This window comes from Bacteroides sp. AM23-12 (genome assembly GCF_003434395.1).
Classification (GTDB): domain Bacteria; phylum Bacteroidota; class Bacteroidia; order Bacteroidales; family Bacteroidaceae; genus Bacteroides; species Bacteroides thetaiotaomicron.
The window spans coordinates 179,101-201,108 of sequence record NZ_QTLF01000001.1; the positions used below are offsets into that span (position 1 = coordinate 179,101).

At 42.3% G+C, this 22,008-nt stretch carries 11 protein-coding genes; 9 read left to right on the forward strand and 2 right to left on the reverse strand.

All coding sequences use genetic code 11. From position 1 onward, the window contains the following. The first annotated feature begins 3 nt into the window (after nucleotides 1–3). The 5 genes from DW640_RS00555 (at nucleotide 4) to DW640_RS00575 (ending at nucleotide 10,758) form a co-directional block, all read left to right on the forward strand. The gene (locus DW640_RS00555) at nucleotides 4–3,162 is read left to right on the forward strand and encodes a SusC/RagA family TonB-linked outer membrane protein (protein ID WP_072067747.1); all 3,159 of its coding nucleotides are present in this window, start codon (nucleotides 4–6) and stop codon (nucleotides 3,160–3,162) included. Between the two features lie 5 nt (nucleotides 3,163–3,167). Next, a complete protein-coding gene (locus DW640_RS00560; protein WP_016268532.1) occupies nucleotides 3,168–4,925 on the forward strand; it encodes a hypothetical protein in 1,758 nt (585 codons plus the stop codon). Nucleotides 4,926–4,957: 32 nt separating this feature from the next. Continuing rightward, nucleotides 4,958–6,553: a rhamnogalacturonan lyase domain-containing protein gene (locus DW640_RS00565; RefSeq protein ID WP_032850051.1), complete on the forward strand. Its 1,596-nt coding sequence runs from the start codon at nucleotides 4,958–4,960 to the stop codon at nucleotides 6,551–6,553. Nucleotides 6,554–6,576: 23 nt separating this feature from the next. Next, complete coding sequence (locus DW640_RS00570; RefSeq protein WP_072067745.1) at nucleotides 6,577–7,230, forward strand: hypothetical protein; 654 nt, start codon at nucleotides 6,577–6,579, stop codon at nucleotides 7,228–7,230. Nucleotides 7,231–7,461: 231 nt separating this feature from the next. After that, nucleotides 7,462–10,758 (forward strand): DUF6250 domain-containing protein, encoded by a 3,297-nt coding sequence (locus tag DW640_RS00575; protein ID WP_117576865.1) that lies wholly within the window; start codon nucleotides 7,462–7,464, stop codon nucleotides 10,756–10,758. A gap of 78 nt (nucleotides 10,759–10,836) precedes the next feature. Here DW640_RS00575 and DW640_RS00580 read toward each other — a convergent pair whose 3' ends face one another. Both DW640_RS00580 and DW640_RS00585 read right to left on the reverse strand, forming a co-directional pair. After that, on the reverse strand, nucleotides 10,837–12,471 hold the full coding sequence (locus DW640_RS00580) for a rhamnogalacturonan acetylesterase (protein ID WP_181982082.1): 1,635 nt from the start codon (nucleotides 12,469–12,471) through the stop codon (nucleotides 10,837–10,839). A 20-nt stretch (nucleotides 12,472–12,491) separates the two neighbouring features. Next, nucleotides 12,492–13,631, reverse strand: coding sequence for a glycoside hydrolase family 88 protein (locus DW640_RS00585; RefSeq protein WP_008759848.1), 1,140 nt, complete (start codon nucleotides 13,629–13,631; stop codon nucleotides 12,492–12,494). A gap of 266 nt (nucleotides 13,632–13,897) precedes the next feature. Between DW640_RS00585 and DW640_RS00590 the strand changes: the two genes are divergently transcribed. From DW640_RS00590 to DW640_RS00605, 4 genes are all read left to right on the forward strand, one after another. Then, the gene (locus DW640_RS00590; RefSeq protein WP_117576867.1) at nucleotides 13,898–15,739 is read left to right on the forward strand and encodes a rhamnogalacturonan lyase; all 1,842 of its coding nucleotides are present in this window, start codon (nucleotides 13,898–13,900) and stop codon (nucleotides 15,737–15,739) included. A gap of 3 nt (nucleotides 15,740–15,742) precedes the next feature. Next, nucleotides 15,743–17,140 carry a glycoside hydrolase family 105 protein gene (locus DW640_RS00595; protein ID WP_008759850.1) on the forward strand — a complete coding sequence of 466 codons (1,398 nt, stop codon included), beginning with the start codon at nucleotides 15,743–15,745 and terminating at the stop codon, nucleotides 17,138–17,140. A gap of 30 nt (nucleotides 17,141–17,170) precedes the next feature. After that, entirely contained in the window at nucleotides 17,171–17,485 is a 315-nt protein-coding gene (gene rhaM / locus DW640_RS00600; RefSeq protein ID WP_008759851.1) for an L-rhamnose mutarotase, read from the forward strand. Nucleotides 17,486–17,627: 142 nt separating this feature from the next. After that, a complete protein-coding gene (locus DW640_RS00605) occupies nucleotides 17,628–21,929 on the forward strand; it encodes a two-component regulator propeller domain-containing protein (protein ID WP_117577002.1) in 4,302 nt (1,433 codons plus the stop codon). Nucleotides 21,930–22,008 lie beyond the last annotated feature (79 nt).

Sequence of the window (22,008 nt, forward strand, 5' to 3'; positions counted from 1 at the left end):
AAAATGAAAAAGATAAATGAGATACTAAGCATTTCCGCACTGCTACTGTTTGGAGTAGCAAGTGTGTGGGGACAAGAAAGCCATAATCTGACGGGAAAGATTCTTTCGAACAAGAATAAACCCGTAGAGGGAGCTATTGTCACTGTTATGGATACAATGAACGTAACGACAACAAAAGATGGAACATTTCAGTTCTCTCTGAAAGACCCTTCGAAAGCAAAAGAAATCAGTGTGTGGGCACCTGGATATTTTTCAGTCAAACAATTGGTAAACGACCGTCAGCATATCATTATTATGATGACACCGGAAGATCGCTACAAATATAATGAATCGATGATACTTCCTTTCCGTCGTGAAGGGGAAATGGAACTTTCGGATTATACATCAGCTACCAATATCAACAAAAAGGATTTTATGCCCGGGACTAGTAAAATAGATCGTGCTTTAGCGGGACAAATAGCCGGTTTGCAAATGAAGCGCAATAGCGGTATGCCTGGAGAAGGTAGTTATTTTAACTTACGGGGAATACGTACACTGACTGGTGATAATGCACCGTTAGTGGTTATCAATGGGGTTCCCTATATGCCTGACAAGACATCTTCAGAACTGATTGGTGGCTTTACTCGTGACATCTTCCAATTCTATCATTTGCAGGACATACAGAACATTACAGTGCTAAAAGGAGCAGAAGCTGCTATGTATGGTTCGATGGGCTCGAATGGGGTAATTCTGATTGAAACTGAGGGTGCTGCATCCAATGATATGGAAACTCGGGTAAGTTACTATGGATCATTTGGAGTAAACTGGAATGAGAAAAGAATGCCGTTGATGGGGGTAGAAGATTACAAACATTATTTGGCAGATGTAGGGATGACTATCTCTTCTGATCCGCAGAATTTCTATAAGGATTTCCCTTTTATGCAAAATCCAAATGATCCGCGTTACAACTATCTGTATAACAATAATACAGATTGGCAAAATGAGATATATCGAAATAGCATTGCTACTGATCATTTGTTTCGTGTAGAAGGTGGTGACAATATTGCTAAATATGACCTTTCACTAGGATATTACCGTGAGAATGGCTTAATGGATAATACCAGTATGGAGCGTTTCCATACATTACTGAATGGTAATGTATTGGTAAGCCAAAAAGTGAATATCTTTGCTACTCTTGGTCTGGCATATTTGAACGGACATTATCAAATGCAAGGTATGGATATTGCCACCAATCCGATTTTGGCTGCTTATGGAAGATCTCCTATGTTGAGTCCGTATGATAAAGACCGGGATGGAAATACATTAAGTACTTATGCTCCTCATTATTATGGTAGGAGTACGAATCGCAGTTACAGTGTAAGTAATCCGCTTGCCATCATAAATACACTAAATGCTAAAAATCGTCAGTATGATTTGAATATGCGGGCTGGGTTACACTATAATCCTTTTCGTGAACTGACTTTGACAGGAACTGTAGGCATGTTTTATAATTATAACAATGAGCACGTTTTTATTCCTGGACAGAGCGATCCGACTATAGTACCTGTGAGTGATACATATGGATTACGCGAGAATGCAGTGAGTGAAGGAGATGTAGAAATGCTTGAAGTGTTTGTGAACCTGAATGCTAGTTATAAGAAGACATTCAATTATGTGCATCAATTGAACGCTATTGCAGGTTGGCAGATGCTGACATCGAAGTATGAATATGATGCCGGAAACGGACGCAATACAGGTAATGATTTCTATCAGACATTGGGAAGCACTAACACTATAGGACGTTATTTCTCTGGATATACTACTAATTGGAACTGGATGAATTATTATGCACATGCTGATTATACTTATAACAATATACTACAGGCATCTGTGAATATGGCTATAGATGCTGCTTCATCTACAGGTACAGATGTCTCCCGTTTCTATGTCTATCCATCGGTAGGAATTACTTTATTGGGTAAAGGCTGGAAGCTGTTTCAGAATGCTGACTGGATGAATAAATTGAATGTGCGTGCTGAGTATGGATTAACAGGTAATACTCGTTTCTCGTCTACAATGGGAGGATTTTATTATTCTACCGCTCCTTATATGCAACTTTCAACTATTGTTCGTTCTAACATACCGAATACTTCATTGAAACCGGAACGTAATGCATCGTTGAATGTAGGGCTGGACTTGTCAGTACTCCGTGATCGTTTGAGCATGTCTGTTGATTATTACAACAATCAAATCAGTGACATGATTACCGCTATGCCTACAACTTCCGTTCACGGTTCAGGAATGTACTATGCCAACGTTGGCAAAATGGAGAATAAGGGAGTTGAATTCTCTTTACAGGCATCTTTGTTACGTACACGCAATTTTGAATGGATTGTGGGTGGGAATATTGCCAAATCTACAGCTAAACTCAAAGCACTAGGTGGTGAAAAACAAGTAATACTGGATGGTAATTATAATGGCATGCAACTCGTGAATCGTGTGGGTGAGTCTCCTTACCAATTCTATGGTTATCAAGCTGATGGAGTTTTCTCGACTCAGGCTGAGGCTGATGAAGCAGCTCTTGTCAATCGTACAGGTAGAAGCTATAGTGCTGGTGATGTCCGTTTTGTTGATCAGAACGGTGATCATAGAATTGATGATAAAGACCGTGTATTGTTGGGCAGTGCATCTCCTGACTATTTCGGAGGTTTCTATACTCAATTGAAATATAAAGGTCTAGCTCTTTCCGCAGAATTCTCTTATTCAAAAGGTAATATGGCATATAATGCTGTAAGACAACAACTAGAATCCATGTCAACTACTAATAACCAGAGTTTATCTGTGCTGAACCGTTGGACAGTAGATGGTCAAAAAACAGATGTACCACGCGCAAGATGGAAAGATCCTGTAGGGAATAGTTATTTTTCTTCACGTTGGATTGAAGACGCTTCTTACTTGCGTCTAAAGAACGTGACATTGAGCTATACTTTCTCCAAGACAGTGTGGAACTTCTTCCGTTCAGGAACCCTTTATGTTACAGGTGAGAATTTGTTGACTTTTACTGATTATTTGGGAATGGATCCGGAATTCTCCTCTTCATATTCGGAGAATGTTCAAGGATTAGATTACGGTAAATTGATGCAGCCCAAAACAGTAAAAGTGGGCGTTAACTTAAAATTCTAACAATAATGAAACGAATTTATATAAATATAATATTGATAGGAGTACTAGTGTTTATAAGCACTGGATGCAGCGACTTCTTTGAAACGGATAATGATACGCAGTTGAGAGGAGACGATTACGTTAAGGAAGTTGGGGAACTTTATTCCGGTTTTTTGGGTATTGTCACTAAGATGCAAGCTATTGGCGATAAGGCTATTTATCTGACTGATATACGTGCTGAATTGTTGGAACCGACAGAGAACACTCCGAGTGAGTTATATAGTCTTTATAATTATGACGATGATTTGAGCGGAAATTCATATGCTGATCCTGCTAAATATTATGATGTTATTATTGCATGCAATGATTATATGCATAAAGCGAAAGAATACAAGGATGCTCATGAAACTTCTATTGATGCTGATCACTATAAAGGACTTATCAGTAGTGCAGTTAGAGTTAAAGTATGGATATATCTTACTTTAGGAAAGATATATGGGCAAGCTGTTTGGTTTGATGATCCGGTATATGGTATGGTCGATTTCTCAAAATATGAAACAAAAGATCTGACGGAAATCATTGATGCTTGCGATAACTTGCTAAATACTGGATATGATGGAATAGATGGTACCTATCTGATGAAATGGGGGGAATGGTTGGATCCGTCAGAAGGCTCCACATCTGTTTCCGACGAATATAAAAGATGGGATATGATGGTTCCGGAATTTTTTGTATTGAAAGCAGAAATAGCATTATGGAAGAATGACGGAGCTACAGCAGCCAGTCTGTTGTTGTCGGAAATGAATAAGGCATTCGAAGGATGCGCTAATAATTCGGGCGAAGTGAAGTATATGCGTTCAGGAAGTTATTCTACTCAGTATGGAAGACAGTATGATAATGCTACTCCGGTGAATGCTGCTACTGAATCGGTAATTATGTATGATTATAAATATAACCAGAAGAATTCATTGTTAAAGCATTTTGATTACAGCGGTGGGTATATGTTGCGTGCTGCGTTACCGGCTGTGAAACGTTTTAAGGATGTAACTTTCAATCCTCCTTCTGACGACAAAGCCAGAGAGACTTCAGATGGGCGATTTAAGGCGTTCAAAGAAATTGTAGTAGATGAAGAATATTCTATTCAGAAATATCGGGGCTTTAGTAAATCCGGACATAAAGTAGAGAACGATGATGTACATATTAATATTTATCACACTGCAGATCTTTACTTTATGTTGGTGGAAGCATTGAATCTCCAGAATCGCTATACTCCGGTATCTGTATTGATGAATAAAGGTGTGAATACTTATTTTAACAACGGTGACGTTACCTTAGGTGACCCGGTGATGTGGCAAGGATTTACCAACCAATGGACAAAATTTGATGGACGCGGATATCCGGATGCGGGTATCCGGGGAATTTTTGGAAGTTTGGGAAACCGTGAAATTTGGGAAACAGAGGATGATATGAATGCTGCATTGGAAGAAAAACCGGAACTTGAGGAAGAGTATAATTTGAGTGGACTGTCTGATGCTCAACAGAAAATAAAGAAACATAACGATATTGAGTTGCTAAAGGAAGCATTACTTGAATTTCCATGTGAAGGTAAAACTTATCCTCTCATGATTCGCATTGCCAAACGTTGGAATGATTATTCACTTATTTCCCGTTTTGTATGTGAGAAATATCCAGAGAGCAAGCAGGCTGAGATAAGGAGCAAGATTGAAAATAGTAATGCTTATTTTGTACCTTGGGATTTGACTAAGACAGCTTCTTCTCATTAATTCAAACGGTTTAACTTCATTAAAAGAAAAGTATGAAAGATATGACAAAAATAGCATGTTTGCTTTTGGGACTGATGTTATCAGTCCCCTTGGCTGCGCAAAAGACATATTATATGGATCCGGAAGGAGAGGATACCAATCCGGGAACGGAAAGTAAACCTTTTGCTACAATAATGAAAGTACAAGAGGTGGTAGCAGCAGGAGATGTAGTTTATATTAATCCGGGGATCTATGTGGTTCCTGCTGATCAACCCCCAATGACAACCACTACCAATGGACTTTATCATTGTGTGTTTGATATGAGTAAAAGTGGAGAGGCCGGTAAACCTATTTCTTATCTGGCAAATCCTAATAAGTCCGGTAGACCGATATTCGACCTTTCTCAGGTTAAGCCAGTGGGGCAGCGTGTCACTGTGTTTTATATAACTGGTTCTAATCTACATTTTAAGGGATTTGATGTGATTGGAACTCAGGTAACCATAACAGAACATACTCAGTCTGAATGTTTTCGTGTTGTACAAGGAGCCAATGATAATTTATATGAGGACCTAAAACTTCATGATGGTATGGCAATCGGATTTTATCTGACTGGTGGAAACAATAATCATATTCTCAATTGTGATGCATATAACAATTATGACACAGTTTCCGAAGGTGGGAGCGGAGAAAATGTAGATGGTTTCGGATGCCATATCAACGGGCAAGGCAGAGGTACAGGCAATGTGTTTGAGGGATGTCGTGCTTGGTATAATTGTGACGACGGATTTGATTTAATCAACTGCTTTGATGCTGTGAAGATTATCAACTGTTGGGCATTTTATAACGGATATAAGCCGAATAGTCTAGATGCTGCCGGAAATGGTACGGGATTTAAAGCCGGAGGCTATGGAATGAGTACAACTACATTGCCAAAATTGCCAAGTGTGATACCTCAACATGAAGTACGTGGTTGTCTTGCATATTATAACAGAGCCAGAGGCTTTTATGCTAATCATCATTTGGGCGGAATTATTTTTGAAAACAATACTGTAGCAGCAAGCGGAAGTAACTTTGACATGAGAAACCGTAAAGACGGTATTACTTTACCTCCTGAAGATATTTCCGGCTATGATCATATAATCAGGAATAATCTGTCTTTTGCAGGTGAAAGAGGGAGTACTATTTTGGAAATGTTAAACAGAGGTAAGAGTACCGTAGAGAACAATTCATTCGATTTAATAGACGTATTGGCGGATACTGATTTTTTAAGTTTGGATGAAACGGAGTTGCTGAAAGAGCGTAAGGCTGACGGAAGTCTGCCTGATATTAATTTTTTGCGGTTGACTTCTGATGCTGAATTACGTTTTTGGGGTATGGGATGTTTTGCCTCGAATGATGCAAGCAAACTCAAATTCGATTGGTTGAAAAAGCCGACTATCGTTGTGGTGGGTAACAGAGCAAGTGTCGTTGGACCTAATGCTGACCAATTTACGAAGATATACGTCAATAAGAACGGGGAAGAGCAGGAAGATGCTTATGATAAGACGGCCGATCTGTCGTCATATAGCGGTATCCTGAATCTGAAAGCTACCGTGGAAGATGCAAATGGAAACGTAACAAGCAGTATTACATTGAAAATAAAAAGATAATAACCGAATAATCTTAAAAGGACATGAAACAGTTTATAAATGCTCATATACTATGTTTTGTTTTGATCCTGTTGCAGTTTAGTCTCTTTTCTTCCTGTAAGGATGATGATACTGTGGGAGAACTAAAGCTTGATCGTGCAGCTATCCAAATCAAGGAAGGAAGTGAAGGTATATTGAAGATGGAAAATGGGAGTGGTGGATATCAGTTCTCTTTTTCTGACGAGGGGTATGCGTCAGCTAAATACCGTGAGAATCTAATTTATATCAAGGGAGAGAAATACGGAAAGGTGACAATGAAAGTAACCGATATGGAGGGACATATTGCTACCTTAGATATCGTAATTGTATCAAAAGTATTGAATACTGATACGCAGCGATTTGTCTGGGGAGATATGATAGAACTTAATAAGGCTAACAATTGGGCGATAACGCAAGAGGTATGTAGTATTGCTGTCACTAATTTGATGGAAGGAAAACAATTTATACTGTCATGGGATGGTGACTCTTCTGTAGGAGCAAAGGATCATGCTAAACTTCTAATTTTAAGTAATCAGGAGGCAGAGGAGCCTCAAGAACTCATTTTGGCAGGAATGGAAATCCTTCAAATAAAAGATGGACTTTGTTCAGTTGTTTTTAGTACAGATGAGAAGGTCGGAGAACTGGTGTTTATACAGTGATTCTGATTGAATAAAAATAGATTAGAGTGTTATTCTTATCTTATTGCCACTTATTGCGTATGGATTATTAAGATTCATGAGACAATAAGTGGCAATCTTTTTCTATTGGAAACATAGTAAAACTGGAAAAATATGTAATGGTTGCACAAATAGACATAGAAATGAATGATATTCTATTTCTTTCTTTGATGACCTTTCTTATTTTTGCAACATCAGATAGTTTATTTGCATATGAAAAGCATATCTATTTTTTTGTTCTTGCTTATTACTTTGGCATCGAACGCCCAAGATAATAAAGCCTCCGGACTCAACGCCCGCCAGTTTCATAAATACTGGAAAGTAGAGTCCGAATCTCCGGATTATAAAGTAACCTTTCGTGGTGATACCGCTGAAATTCTTTCTCCCAAAGGCTTAACTCTTTGGCGAAAAGAAAAGATGAGTGGCAAGGTAACCATTGAGTACGATGCGTGTGTCGTTGTTGAGGCAGAAGGCGATCGCTTGAGTGACTTGAATTGTTTTTGGATGGCTTCGGACCCTCAATACCCCGATAATATCTGGAAACGTGAGAAATGGCGTAATGGCATCTTTCTGAACTGTTATTCCCTGCAACTTTACTATATGGGATACGGTGGGAATCATAATTCTACTACACGTTTTCGCCGTTATGACGGCAACGAAGCGGCTGTTACAAATGCAAAAGCCCGTCCCGCAATCTTGAAAGAATATACAGATGCCGACCATTTGTTGGAGGCAAACAAGTGGTATCATATCAAGATAACGAATGAAAATAATAGGGTTAGTTATTATATAAATGGAGTGCGATTGGTGGATTTCCGCGATGCCGAACCCCTTACGGAAGGTTGGTTCGGCTTTCGTACCACCTTGTCCCGAACTCGTATCGCCAATTTTCATTATGAATGTTCGTCGCAGAAAACTTCTGAAATACCATTACACTGGATCGGTAATACTCCGCAGCAAAACAAAGCGGTAAGTCTGGGAGTTCCCTTCAATGAAGGAGAATTATACCCGGAGCACACTTTGCAGCTGATGACCGATAAAGGTGAAATGCTTCCGACAGATACTTGGGCATTGGCCTACTGGCCCGATGGTTCTGTGAAATGGAAAGGGATAGCCGGAGTTATTCCGAAAAATACGGAGAAACTGCTACTCAAAAAGACCGGAAAAAAGTCAAAAGAAAAAGCATCTTCAAGGACTGCCGATGATCGTAGCAATAAATTATCCCTATCTGTTGTTGAAACACCTCAAAGTATCCGCATAGAGACAGGAATTATTTCCGCTTACATCCCTCGTCAGGGAGATTTTCTGATCGACAGTCTATTCCGTGAAGGAGTGAAGGTCGGTGAAAAAGCACGCCTTGTATGTAACACTCAAAGCGAACCGGTACTTGAAAATACTTCTCAAATCGCTTTTACCAACTATACCGGAACATTGACATCGGCCACAGTAGAACGTACCGGTAAGGTGCGGACACTCGTCAAACTGGAAGGCACCCACAGAAGTGAAACCGGACGGGAGTGGCTTCCGTTCGTAGTCCGTCTCTACTTCTACGCCGGAAGTGAGCAGATCAAGATCGTACATAGCTTTGTGTACGACGGAGATCAAAATAAGGATTTTATTCGTTCCTTGGGCATTCGTATGGATGCTCCTATGCGTGAAGCCCTTTATAACCGTCATGTCGCTTTCTCCTGTGCCGATGGAGGCGTTTGGAGTGAACCGGTACAACCGCTGGCAGGACGGCGTAAACTGACACTCGGCAAAGAGGATACACTTTCTCTGCAACAGCAACAAATGGATGGCAAACGCATCCCGCCTTACGAGGCTTTTGACGGGAAGAATCGTGACCTTCTTGATAACTGGGCTTCATGGAACGATTATCGCTTGTCTCAACTCTCTGCTGATGCTTTCTCCATTCGCAAACGTGCCAATGACAATAATCCTTGGATAGGAACTTTCTCCGGCACCCGTAGCGGAGGCTATGCTTTTGTCGGTGATATTACGGGAGGTTTGGGACTCTGCCTGCATGATTTTTGGCAGTCATATCCTTCATCCCTCGAAATATCGGGTGCCAAAACTTCATCTGCAACGATCACGGCATGGTTATGGAGCCCCGAAGGAGAACCGATGGACTTACGTCACTACGATAATGTCGCTCATGATCTGAATGCCAGCTACGAAGATGTTCAGGAGGGAATGAGTACTCCTTATGGCATTGCCCGCACCACTACACTCACACTTATTCCACAGAAAGGGTATGCAGGAAAAGAAGCTTTTGCCGATGTTGCTGAATCACTCTCAGAACCGGGAATATTGCTGCCCACGCCGGACTATCTTCATGCACAGCAGGCTTTCGGCGTATGGAGCCTTCCGGACCGGAGTACTTCTTTTCGTGCGCGGGTAGAAGATCGCCTGGATGCATATATTGATTTTTATCGTAAAGCCATAGAGCAGAATAAATGGTATGGCTTTTGGAATTATGGAGATGTGATGCATGCTTATGACCCGGTCCGTCATATTTGGCGTTATGATATAGGTGGATTTGCCTGGGACAATACGGAACTGGCTTCTAATATGTGGTTGTGGTACAACTTCCTGCGTACAGGTCGTGAAGATATCTGGCGTATGGCAGAAGCTATGACCCGTCATACAGCCGAAGTGGACGTTTACCATATCGGACCGAACGCGGGATTAGGCAGCCGACATAATGTCAGCCATTGGGGATGCGGTGCCAAAGAAGCCCGGATCAGTCAGGCTGCATGGAACCGTTTCTATTATTATCTCACTACCGATGAACGTTGCGGTGACTTGATGACTGAAGTAAAGGATGCCGATCAGAAACTATATGAATTAGACCCTATGCGGCTGGCACAGCCTCGCAGTGAATATCCCTGTACGGCGCCTGCCCGACTGCGTATCGGTCCGGACTGGCTGGCGTATGCCGGAAACTGGATGACGGAGTGGGAGCGTACAGGCAACACTGTTTACCGGGATAAGATCGTAGCCGGAATGAAAAGTATAGCAGCCCTGCCCAACCGTATCTTTACGGGACCCAAAGCGCTGGGTTTCGATCCGGCAACGGGAATCATCACCAGTGAATGTGATCCCAAGCTGGAATCTTCGAATCATTTAATGACTATTATGGGTGGTTTTGAGGTAATGAACGAAATGATACGTATGATTGACCTTCCCGAATGGAAAGACGCGTGGCTGGACCATGCGGCACGTTATAAGCAAAAGGCGTGGGAATTGAATCATAGCCGTTTCCGAATATCCCGTCTGATGGCATACGCTGCTTACCACAAGCGGGATGCACTAATGGCAAAAGAAGCATGGGAGGATTTATTCACCCGACTGGAACATACACCTGCGCCTCCTTTCCGGATCACTAAACTGTTTCCACCCGAAGTTCCGGCCCCTTTGGATGAATGCGTCAGCATCAGTACAAATGATGCGGCACTTTGGAGCCTTGATGCTATCTATATGCAAGAGGTCATTCCGATGGATGAATAATAGCTAGAAGAAAGCGGTTAATGCACTGTCAGTGAAATGCATTAACCGCTTTATGAATATATCAGATGAGTCTGTCTCTTATTTCAAGTTCTGTTTCAACGGGCAATCAGCCATTTTCAGTCCATCTGCGATGCTTTTGGCATTCATGTGCGCTCCTTTCAAAGAAGTATGCGTATGGTCATTGTTATAATAATCTGCCGCTTTCTTGATACCTTTCTTTTCGAGCTTGTCAGCACTTATTTTATTCAGGTCGATAAAATAGGCTCCGGTAGCTTCGGCAGCTTCGCGTGTCCATTTGCCGAAGGAGGCAGTGTTGCGTTCTATCTTTCCGTCTTTCCACTTATTGCGTGGGGTATGGCTTAAAACGATAGGTATCGCACCCTTTTCCTGAACGTCCATGATAAACTTCCTGAGATACCAGCCGAAAGTATAAATGACTTGATATTTACCTGTTTTCTCCATTAAAAAGACTTTGCTTTCTTCTCCGGAGCCGGGCAATTCGGCACGGGCTTTTCCGGTATTTATCTCTCCAGCGTCATTGTGTCCGAACTGGATAAGAACAAAGTCTCCCGGTTGGAGTGCATGATATACTTTATCCCAGCGACCTTCGTCAAGGAATGTACGGGCGCTGCGTCCTGCCATAGCACAATTCTCAACAGATATCTTATTCAGATCAAACTCATCTGCTATCACGCTGCCCCATCCCCACATACCGTTTTTATCGTTATCTTTATTTTTAACCGTACTGTCACCGATGGTAAACAATACCGGGCGTCCTTCTTTGCGGCTCGAACCGGTAGCCTCATCCTTTTCAACAGGTTTCAGATACTTTGCCAATTCCAGCCCTTCGCAGGCGCGTATTCCGTCAGCGGCAGATTCGGCATTCACTTTGGCACCAAAAGCGCTGGTATGAATGCGGTCGATATAGAACATATATTTCACTTTATTCTTGCCGAATTTCTCAAACTTGCGGGCGCTGATATCATTCAAATCAATGAAAGGAACATTCTGTTCTTCCGCTACTTGCTTTGCCCACAAACCGAATGTTTTGTTGACACGGGTAATGATGGTGCTGTCTTTGTCTGCCCATGCATTGCGGGGAGTCAGGGAGAATAAAATCGGGTGTGCTCCTTTGGCTTTTACATCGTTGATGAAACGGCGCATATATTCGCCGTATGTGTATACGGTCTCTTGTGCTCCGGTTTCTTTGATTGTCACATTCAGACTGTCCTTGCCGATTCCCGGAATGGAGGCGCGGGCACGTCCGCTGTCATAGGGGCCGTTATCATTGTGTCCCAGTTCGATGATTACCCAGTCTCCGGCTTGCACGCCTTTGATTACATCCGGCCAGAGGCGGTTGTAGAAGGTGCGGCTGCTAGTTCCTCCCAAAGCATGATTCTCAACGGTGATTCGGTTGGAGTCGAAATAATCTCCTGCGTAATATCCCCAGCCCCATTGGCCGTTGTTGCCGTTTCCTAAAGTACCGGTGCGCATGGTAGAGTTGCCGATCAGGAATAAGACCGGATTGTTACCTTTACGGCTTGCTCCGGCAACGGGGCGTGCCGTGCGTGCTTTATTCAGACTGTCCAGTGTGTTGTCTACCACCTGATTCACATCTTTCATTGGAGAAGCAATGTTGTTTTGTGCCTGCATCTGCAAGCTGCATATGATGGCTGTGAGCCAGCATAAGCAGTGAAATACCTTGTTTTTCATTTACCTGATAAATAATGCTCTTATTTTAACTTGTAAACTTCTGTACCTGCTAATAGGAAACATCCTACACCATAATCTTCAAAATCGGGAACACTTTTGTAAGTTACCGGCTGCCCGTCTTTCGGTTCTTTGCCTGTTCCTTGTACATAGCCCAAGAAACCATTCGGATGAACTGCCTCTTTTACCATTGCATTCCATGCTTTCAGTGCAACAGGGAGATATTCTTTACGGTCGAGTAATCCGTTGCGGATTCCCCATGCCATTCCGTATACAAACAAGGCTGTGCCCGAAGTTTCTTTACCTCCGAAATTGCTTTCATCGTGGAGGCTTACGTTCCAGAAGCCGTCTGTACGCTGACATTGCTTCAAGGCTTTGCTCATGGTCAGGAAGTCATTGATATAGTCCTGACGATGTGTTTCGTCAGCGGGGATTTCATCCAATACACGCACAAGAGCTGCATATACCCAACCGTTTCCTCTGGACCAGTAGCAGTTCTTGCCGTTCGGCTCTTTGTAAGGAGGATCAAAATCCTGATCGCGCCACCATAATCCTTCTTTGGCATTGTACATACCGGCTTCTCCTTCTGTGTTGCGGGTATAGGAATACAGATCCCACATTTTGTCGTAGTACTTTTGTTCGCCGGTCATCTTGCCAAACTTGGCATAAATCGGCATTGCCATTTGTATAGCGTCAATCCAGTCCCAATCATTTACTTGCGGAGTATTTACGACCATATCGATGCTGGCTTTTATATTCCGGATCATGTTAGGGTCGGAGGGACACATATTATATAGGTCAATGTAAACTTGTCCGCAGCATTGGTCATCCGCATTGCGGGTCGTGTTTCCATTACGCATTCCCCATTTGTGGAAATTCGCCCAATCGTATGTATAGCTATAATAATCTTCGCGCGGGTAAATGCTATATAAAGCTATCAGCCCTTCATAATATACTCCGCGAGTCCAGATATTGCTGGGGCGAACTCTGCCAAAAAACGAGGGTAGGGTATAATCGGCATACTTTTTCATAAAGTAGTCGTTTACTTTTACGATGGTTGCCAAAGTCTCCTTTTGTTCGGGCAACTCTTGCGCACCGGCTGAACCGGCAGACATGCTACTCAGGAGAGTTGCTGTAATAAATGAGAGGAGTAATTTCTTCATGGTATAAAAACTGTTTATAAATAAAATTAGCTACTATAATTGATTTCACGGGCAAAGATAGGGGAATCTTTTTTCCTCTTCAATGGAATATTGTCCACAAGTATTTAAATTTGTCCATAATGCCTTCGGAAAGGGAGTGCGATGGTTAAAAAGGCAATTTATACATAGATTTGTACGATATTCTATTTTATGGGTAGACCATATCGCTTACTTTTGCACGACGTTATTCTAAATATGATAAGAACACTTTGATTAATGATAAAACTATGAAATGTACAAGCATCTTTTTTAGTTTGTTGGTAATAGCGACTTTTGTAGTTGCCCAGCCAAACTATGATTTTACTAAACTGAAACGAGAACATTTAGGACGTGGCGTAATTGCCATTCGTGAGAATCCGTCAAACATAGTCGTTTCTTGGCGCTATCTTTCTTCTGATCCGATGGACGAATCCTTTGATATATATCGGGATGGTAAAAAGGTGAATAAACATCCGCTGAAAAATGCAACTTTCTTCCAGGATTCTTATCAGGGAACAGAACCTGCACTCTATACGGTAAAAGCTATAAAAGGTAAAACAGAAAGCAATTATCAACTGCCGGCAGATGCTCCGACAGGATATTTAAATATTCCTTTGGTACGCCCCGAGGGAGGTACTACTCCGTCCGGACAAGCATACACTTATGCTCCGAATGATGCCAGTATCGGTGATGTAGACGGGGATGGTGAATATGAGATTATTTTGAAATGGGATCCGTCCAATGCACATGATAACGCTCATGACGGTTATACGGGACCGGTGATTTTTGACTGTTATAAGTTGAACGGGCAGCAGTTGTGGCGTATCAATATGGGACGCAATGTACGCGCCGGTGCACATTATACACAGTTTATGGTCTTCGATCTGGACGGTGACGGCCGTGCGGAAGTGGTAATGAAGACCGGAGACGGAACAGTGGACGGAACGGGAAAGGTGATCGGTGATGCGAATGCGGATTATCGGAATGAGCGAGGACGTATTCTGACAGGCCCGGAGTATCTGACCATCTTTAACGGACTGACCGGAGAAGCAATGCAAACGATTGATTATGTGCCCGAACGTGGCAATCTGATGGACTGGGGCGACGGACGTGCCAATCGTAGCGACCGTTATCTGGCTTGTATTGCGTATTTGGATGGAGTACATCCGAGTGTGGTGATGTGCCGTGGATATTATACACGTACTGTATTGGCTGCCTATGACTGGGATGGTAAGAATTTGAAGAACCGCTGGGTATTCGACAGTAATAATCCCGGTTGCAGAGCTTATGCCGGACAGGGAAACCATAATCTTCGTGTAGGTGATGTAGATGGTGACGGCTGCGATGAGATTGTATATGGACAATGTACGATCAATAACGATGGAACCGGACTTTATTCTACCCGCATGGGGCATGGTGATGCTATGCATCTGACTCACTTTGATCCTTCCCGTCCGGGATTGCAGGTTTGGAGTTGCCACGAGAATAGAAGAGATGGCTCAACTTTCCGGGATGCAGCTACGGGAGAAATTATTTTCCAGATAAAGAGTAATACAGATGTAGGTCGTTGTATGGCTGCTGATATTGATCCTAATCATCCCGGAGTTGAAATGTGGTCTTTAGATTCTAAAGGTGTCAGAAATGTGAAAGGAGAAGTGATTGCTTCCAGAGTCAGAGGATTGTCTACGAATATGGCTGTCTGGTGGGATGGTGATCTCTTGCGTGAGTTGCTGGATCGTAATGTAGTCAGTAAATATAATTGGGAGAAAGGACTTTGTGAACGTATCGCAGTTTTTGAAGGTGCTCTTTCTAATAACGGAACAAAGTCAACTCCTTGTCTGCAAGGAGATATTGTAGGAGACTGGCGAGAAGAAGTATTGTTGCGTACAGCCGATAATACAGCTTTGAGGCTTTATGTCTCTACCATTCCTACGGACTACCGTTTCCATACTTTCCTGGAAGATCCGGTTTACCGTATCAGTATTGCGACTCAAAATGTGGCTTATAATCAGCCTACTCAGCCCGGATTCTATTTTGGTCCGGAGTTGCGTGGCACTATATTCAGAGGATGTAAAATACCTAAAAAGTAAATTATGAATTATCGTATGATGACCGTTGCTGCGTTATTGGTAGCACTACCTGCCTGTGCGCAGAAAAAGAAAGCAGTAATCAATGATTCAAATACCCCCTTGCATTTACTGCAACCTGCTTATCAGGGTACTTATGGTGATTTGACCCCCGAACAGGTTAAAAAAGATATCGATCGTGTTTTTGCGTATATAGATAAGGAGACACCGGCCCGTGTAGTGGATAAGAATACCGGTAAGGTGATTACGGATTATACTGCAATGGGGGATGAGGCGCAGCTGGAACGCGGAGCTTTCCGTCTGGCAAGTTATGAATGGGGTGTCACTTATTCCGCTCTGATAGCGGCTGCCGAAACAACAGGTGATAAGCGTTATACTGACTACGTTCAGAATCGTTTCCGTTTTTTGGCGGAAGTCGCTCCTCATTTCAAACGTGTCTATGAAGAAAAAGGGAAGACTGATTCGCAATTGCTGCAAATCCTGACTCCTCATGCGTTGGATGATGCGGGAGCCGTCTGTACTGCCATGATTAAATTACGGTTGAAAGACGAGTCTCTTCCGGTTGACGGATTAATTCAGAATTACTTTGATTTTATCATCAACAAAGAATACCGTCTGGCAGACGGAACGTTTGCCCGTAATCGTCCTCAGCGGAATACTCTTTGGCTGGATGATATGTTTATGGGCATTCCGGCGGTAGCGCAGATGAGCCGTTATGATAAGGAAGCGAAGAATAAATATCTGGCAGAAGCCGTGAAGCAATTCCTGCAATTTGCAGACCGTATGTTTATCCCCGAAAAGGGATTGTACAGACACGGATGGGTGGAAAGCAGTACGGATCATCCGGCTTTTTGCTGGGCACGTGCCAATGGATGGGCGCTGCTGACAGCTTGTGAACTGCTGGATGTATTGCCGGAAGATTATCCCCAACGTCCGAAGGTGATGGATTATTTCCGTGCTCATGTGCGTGGAGTGACGGCGTTGCAAAGTGGAGAAGGACTTTGGCACCAGTTGCTCGACCGTAATGATTCTTATCTGGAAACTTCTGCAACTGCTATCTATGTATATTGTCTGGCACACGCCATTAATAAAGGTTGGATTGATGCGATAGCGTATGGTCCTGTTGCCCAGTTGGGATGGCATGCCGTCGCCGGAAAGATAAATGAAGAAGGACAGGTGGAAGGCACTTGCGTAGGCACCGGTATGGCTTTCGATCCGGCTTTCTATTATTATCGTCCGGTCAATGTATATGCGGCGCATGGATACGGACCGGTGCTTTGGGCAGGTGCGGAAATGATTCGTTTGCTCAACACCCAGCATCCTCAGATGAATGACAGTGCCGTGCAATATTATCAGGAAAAGCAGAAGACAACAGCTCCTATCTTTGCGGTAGATAGTGAATAAATAAAAGATTAACTTTAAAATATAGGAACCATGAAACGAGAAGCATTCAAAATGTATCTGAAACCGGGCTATGAAGCAGAATACGAAAAAAGGCATGCCGCTATCTGGCCTGAATTAAAAGCACTGCTTTCAAAAAATGGGGTGTCAGATTATTCTATATATTGGGACAAAGAAACCAATATTCTATTTGCTTTCCAGAAAACAGAAGGAGAAGGAGGTTCGCAGGACTTGGGCAACACAGAGATTGTACAGAAATGGTGGGATTATATGGCAGATATCATGGAAGTGAATCCGGACAATTCACCGGTTTCAATACCATTGCCGGAAGTCTTTCATATGGACTAGAACCCTTAGACAGAATTGATATCAGGGGGATGTTTGATTAAAAAACAAGCATCCTCCTGATACTATTTATGGATTGTTTCTTTATTATTTCAACTATCTTGACTATTTTTGTCTGGCATTTATCATTAATCTTAGAATCTATATGACACAGAGGCGCATATTACTTTTCACATTGTTCATGACTCTTGTTTTCAATGCGGCTTACGGTGGCATTGAACTCCGTTCCAAACAAATGAGAACAAGTGACGGACTTCCGAATAACTCAGTTCGGTACCTGTATCAGGATAGCAAAGGCTTCTTGTGGTTGGCTACCCTAAATGGGTTAAGCCGCTATGATGGCAACTCTTTTCTGACTTTCCGTCCGGAAATTGGTGATAAAGTCTCTTTGGCTGATAATCGGATTTATGACCTTACCGAAGACAAAAATGGTTTTTTATGGATCTCTACAACTCCGGAATTGTTCAGTTGTTATGACTTGCAACGTGCCTGTTTTGTAGACTATACGGGGACTGGTGCGCTGGAAAAGAATTATTCGTCTATATTTGTTGCTGCTAATGGGGATGTATGGCTCAGACATTCCGGCAATGGTTGTCTCAGAATGGTCCATCAGAAAGACAGACAGATGGTGTCTACGGAATTTAAGACGGAGCGTGGAAATCTTCCGGATAACCGGGTACAGTTTGTAAATGAAGATGCCGGCGGACGAATCTGGATCGGGACACAGCGTGGCTTAGTTTCCGTATCCGATGGACAGTATAAGGTAGAAGACAGATTACTCCATTTTACTTCTTCTCTGGCATTCAAGAATGATATGTATTTTCTGACAGTGGACGGAGACATCTACTGCTATCAGACTACAAAGCAAAAACTGACAAAAGTCGGTTCGCTTTCTGCTGTTGCGGGTAAGACGTCACCTACGGGAAACTTCCTGTTGAACGATAAATGGGTCATCCTTACCAATACCGGGGTTTTTAACTATGATTTCAATACACGCAAGATCAGTGTGGACTCTGGTCTGAACATCAGAAATGGTGAAGTGATTTGTGATAATCATGGTGACTTCTGGATATATAATCATACGGGATGTGTCACTTATATTTTGGCCAAGAATGGAGCAAGAAAAGAATTTCAGTTGATACCTGAAGATAAACTGGGATACATTGATTATGAACGTTACCATATTGTCCATGATTCCCGGGGAATCATTTGGATTTCTACTTATGGTAACGGATTGTTTGCCTATGACACGACAGAGGATAAGTTAGAACATTTTCTGGCTAATATAAATGATCAGAGTCATATAAGTTCGGATTTTCTGTTATATGTGATGGAGGATCGTGCCGGAGGTATTTGGGTAAGTTCAGAGTATTCCGGTTTATCCCGTATTTCAGTTCTGAATGAAGGAACCTCGCGTATTTATCCCGAATCCCGTGAATTATTTGACCGCTCGAATACGATTCGTATGTTGACTAAAATGCCGGATGGGGATATTTGGGTCGGAACACGTAAAGGCGGATTATATACGTTTGACTCGAATCTTCATTCCAAAATGTCCAATCAGTATTTCCATTCCAATATTTATGCGATAGCAGAAGATAATCAAGGCGAAATGTGGGTGGGAACCCGTGGAAATGGATTGAAGATCGGAGATTCATGGTATCGCAATGAAGTCTCGGATCCGGCTTCGTTATCAGAAAATAATGTCTTTTCTCTTTTTCGTGACCGGAAAGACCGTATGTGGATAGGTACCTTTGGCGGTGGGCTTGAACTGGCAGAACCGACGACTGATGGCAAGTATAAATTCCGTCATTTTTTACAGCAGAAGTTTGGTCTGCGTATGGTGCGAGTAATAGAAGAAGACGATAATGGAATGATCTGGGTGGGCACCAGTGAGGGTGTGTGCATCTTTCATCCGGATTCATTGATAGCTGACAGTGACGATTATCATCTGTTCAATTATACAAACGGTACATTTTGCAGCAATGAAATCAGATGTATCTACCGTGATACGAAAGGACGTATGTGGGTGGGGACATCTGGCTCCGGCTTGAATCTTTGTGAGCCGGAAGATAATTACCGTTCATTGAAATATGAACATTACGGAACCTCTGAAGGATTGGTTAATGATGTGATTCAATCAATTTTGGGGGACAATAACGGAAACTTATGGGTAGCTACGGAATATGGTATTTCTAAGTTTAACCCGACTAATCATTCTTTTGAAAATTATTTCTTTTCTTCCTATACTTTGGGTAATGTTTATAGTGAGAATAGTGCTTGTGTGGGAGTAGATGGAAAATTGCTTTTCGGCACAAATTACGGTCTGCTTGTCATTGATCCTGATAAAATTCAGGATAGCGAAACTTTTTCTCCGGTGGTCTTTACAGATTTGCATGTGAATGGTACCCAGATAAATCCTACTATGGGGGATTCTCCATTGAAACAATCGCTTGCTTATTCGGATGAAATTACTTTGAAGTATTTTCAGAATTCATTCTTGATAGATTTCTCTACTTTTGACTATTCGGACAGCGGACGTACAAAGTATATGTACTGGCTGGAAAACTATGATAAGGGATGGAGCACACCTTCTCCGTTGAATTTTGCTTCTTTTAAATATTTGACCCCAGGTACTTATGTACTTCATGTGAAGTCATGTAATGGAGCAGGTGTTTGGAATGAAAGTGAAACAACCTTGAAGATTGTCATTGTGCCTCCTTTCTGGAAGACGAACTGGGCTATGTTGGGATATGTGCTGCTGCTGATTGTAACTTTATATTTTACTTTCCGTATTGTGCGTAACTTTAACAGTCTGCGTAATCGTATTAATGTGGAAAAACAGTTGACGGAATATAAGCTGGTTTTCTTTACTAATATTTCCCATGAATTTCGTACTCCGTTAACTTTGATTCAAGGAGCGTTGGAAAAGATTCAACGGGTTGCTGATATTCCCCGTGATCTGATACACCCGCTCAAAACGATGGATAAAAGTACTCAGCGAATGTTGAGGCTGATCAATCAGTTATTGGAGTTCCGCAAGATGCAGAATAATAAGTTGGCGCTCTCTTTGGAAGAAACGGATGTGATTGCTTTCCTTTATGAAATTTTCCTGAGTTTCGGTGATGTAGCGGAGCAAAAGAATATGAATTTCCGTTTTATTCCGTCTATACCGTCTTACAAGATGTTTCTTGATAAGGGTAATCTGGATAAAGTGACTTATAACCTGTTGTCTAACGCTTTTAAATATACCCCTTCGAACGGTACGATTATACTTTCTGTTACGGTAGATGAAGTGAAGAAGACATTGCAGATTCAAGTAGCAGATACAGGTGTTGGTATTCCAAAAGAGAAGCAAAATGAGTTGTTCAAGAGATTTATGCAGAGTAGTTTTTCCGGTGATAGTATCGGAGTTGGTTTGCATCTGAGTTATGAATTGGTACAGGTGCATAAAGGTACGATTGAATATAAAGACAATGACGGCGGAGGTTCTGTCTTTACCGTTTGTATCCCGACGGACAAAAGTGTTTATTCGGAGAAAGATTTTCTTATTCCCGGTAATGTCTTGTTGAAAGAGGCAGGCGGGCAAGCACATCATTTACTGGAACTTTCGGAAGAACTACCGGAACCGGAGAAAATAGCAGAGCCTTTGAATAAGCGTAAAGTATTGATTATAGAAGATGATAATGATATCCGTGAATTTTTGAAAGAAGAAGTAGGAGTTTATTTTGAAGTTGAAGTAGCTGCTGACGGAACTTCCGGATTTGAGAAGGCTCGTACCTATGATGCTGATTTGATTATTTGTGACGTACTGATGCCCGGAATGACCGGATTTGAAGTGACAAAGAAATTGAAATCTGATTTTGCGACAAGTCATATCCCGATTATCTTGCTGACAGCATTGAATTCTCCGGAAAAACATCTGGAAGGAATTGAAGCCGGTGCTGATGCCTATATTGCGAAGCCGTTCAGTATAAAACTTCTGTTGGCGCGCGTATTCCGCTTGATAGAACAGCGTGATAAGTTGCGGGAGAAATTCTCCAGTGAGCCGGGAATTGTTCGTGCTGCCGTATGCTCTACTGACCGTGATAAGGAGTTTGCCGACCGATTGGCTGTTGTACTGGAACAGAATCTTTCTCGTCCGGAATTCTCTATTGATGAGTTTGCTCAATTGATGAAATTAGGACGAACGGTATTTTATAGAAAACTGCGCGGAGTGACGGGGTATTCTCCCAATGAATATTTGCGGGTTGTACGAATGAAAAAAGCGGCTGAGTTGTTATTGTCTGGTGAGAATCTGACTGTTGCGGAAGTTGCATACAAGGTTGGCATCAGCGATCCGTTCTATTTTAGCAAGTGCTTTAAGACTCAGTTTGGGGTAGCGCCGTCCGTATATCAACGCGGTGAAATGAAAGAACAGGGAGAAAATGAGACGGCAGAAGCCTGAGTAACCAAGCTATTCTAAATGGTAGTTTAAATCTTCTCTGTAGTGCCCGATGTGAATGATCGACCTTGTATTTGTGTAC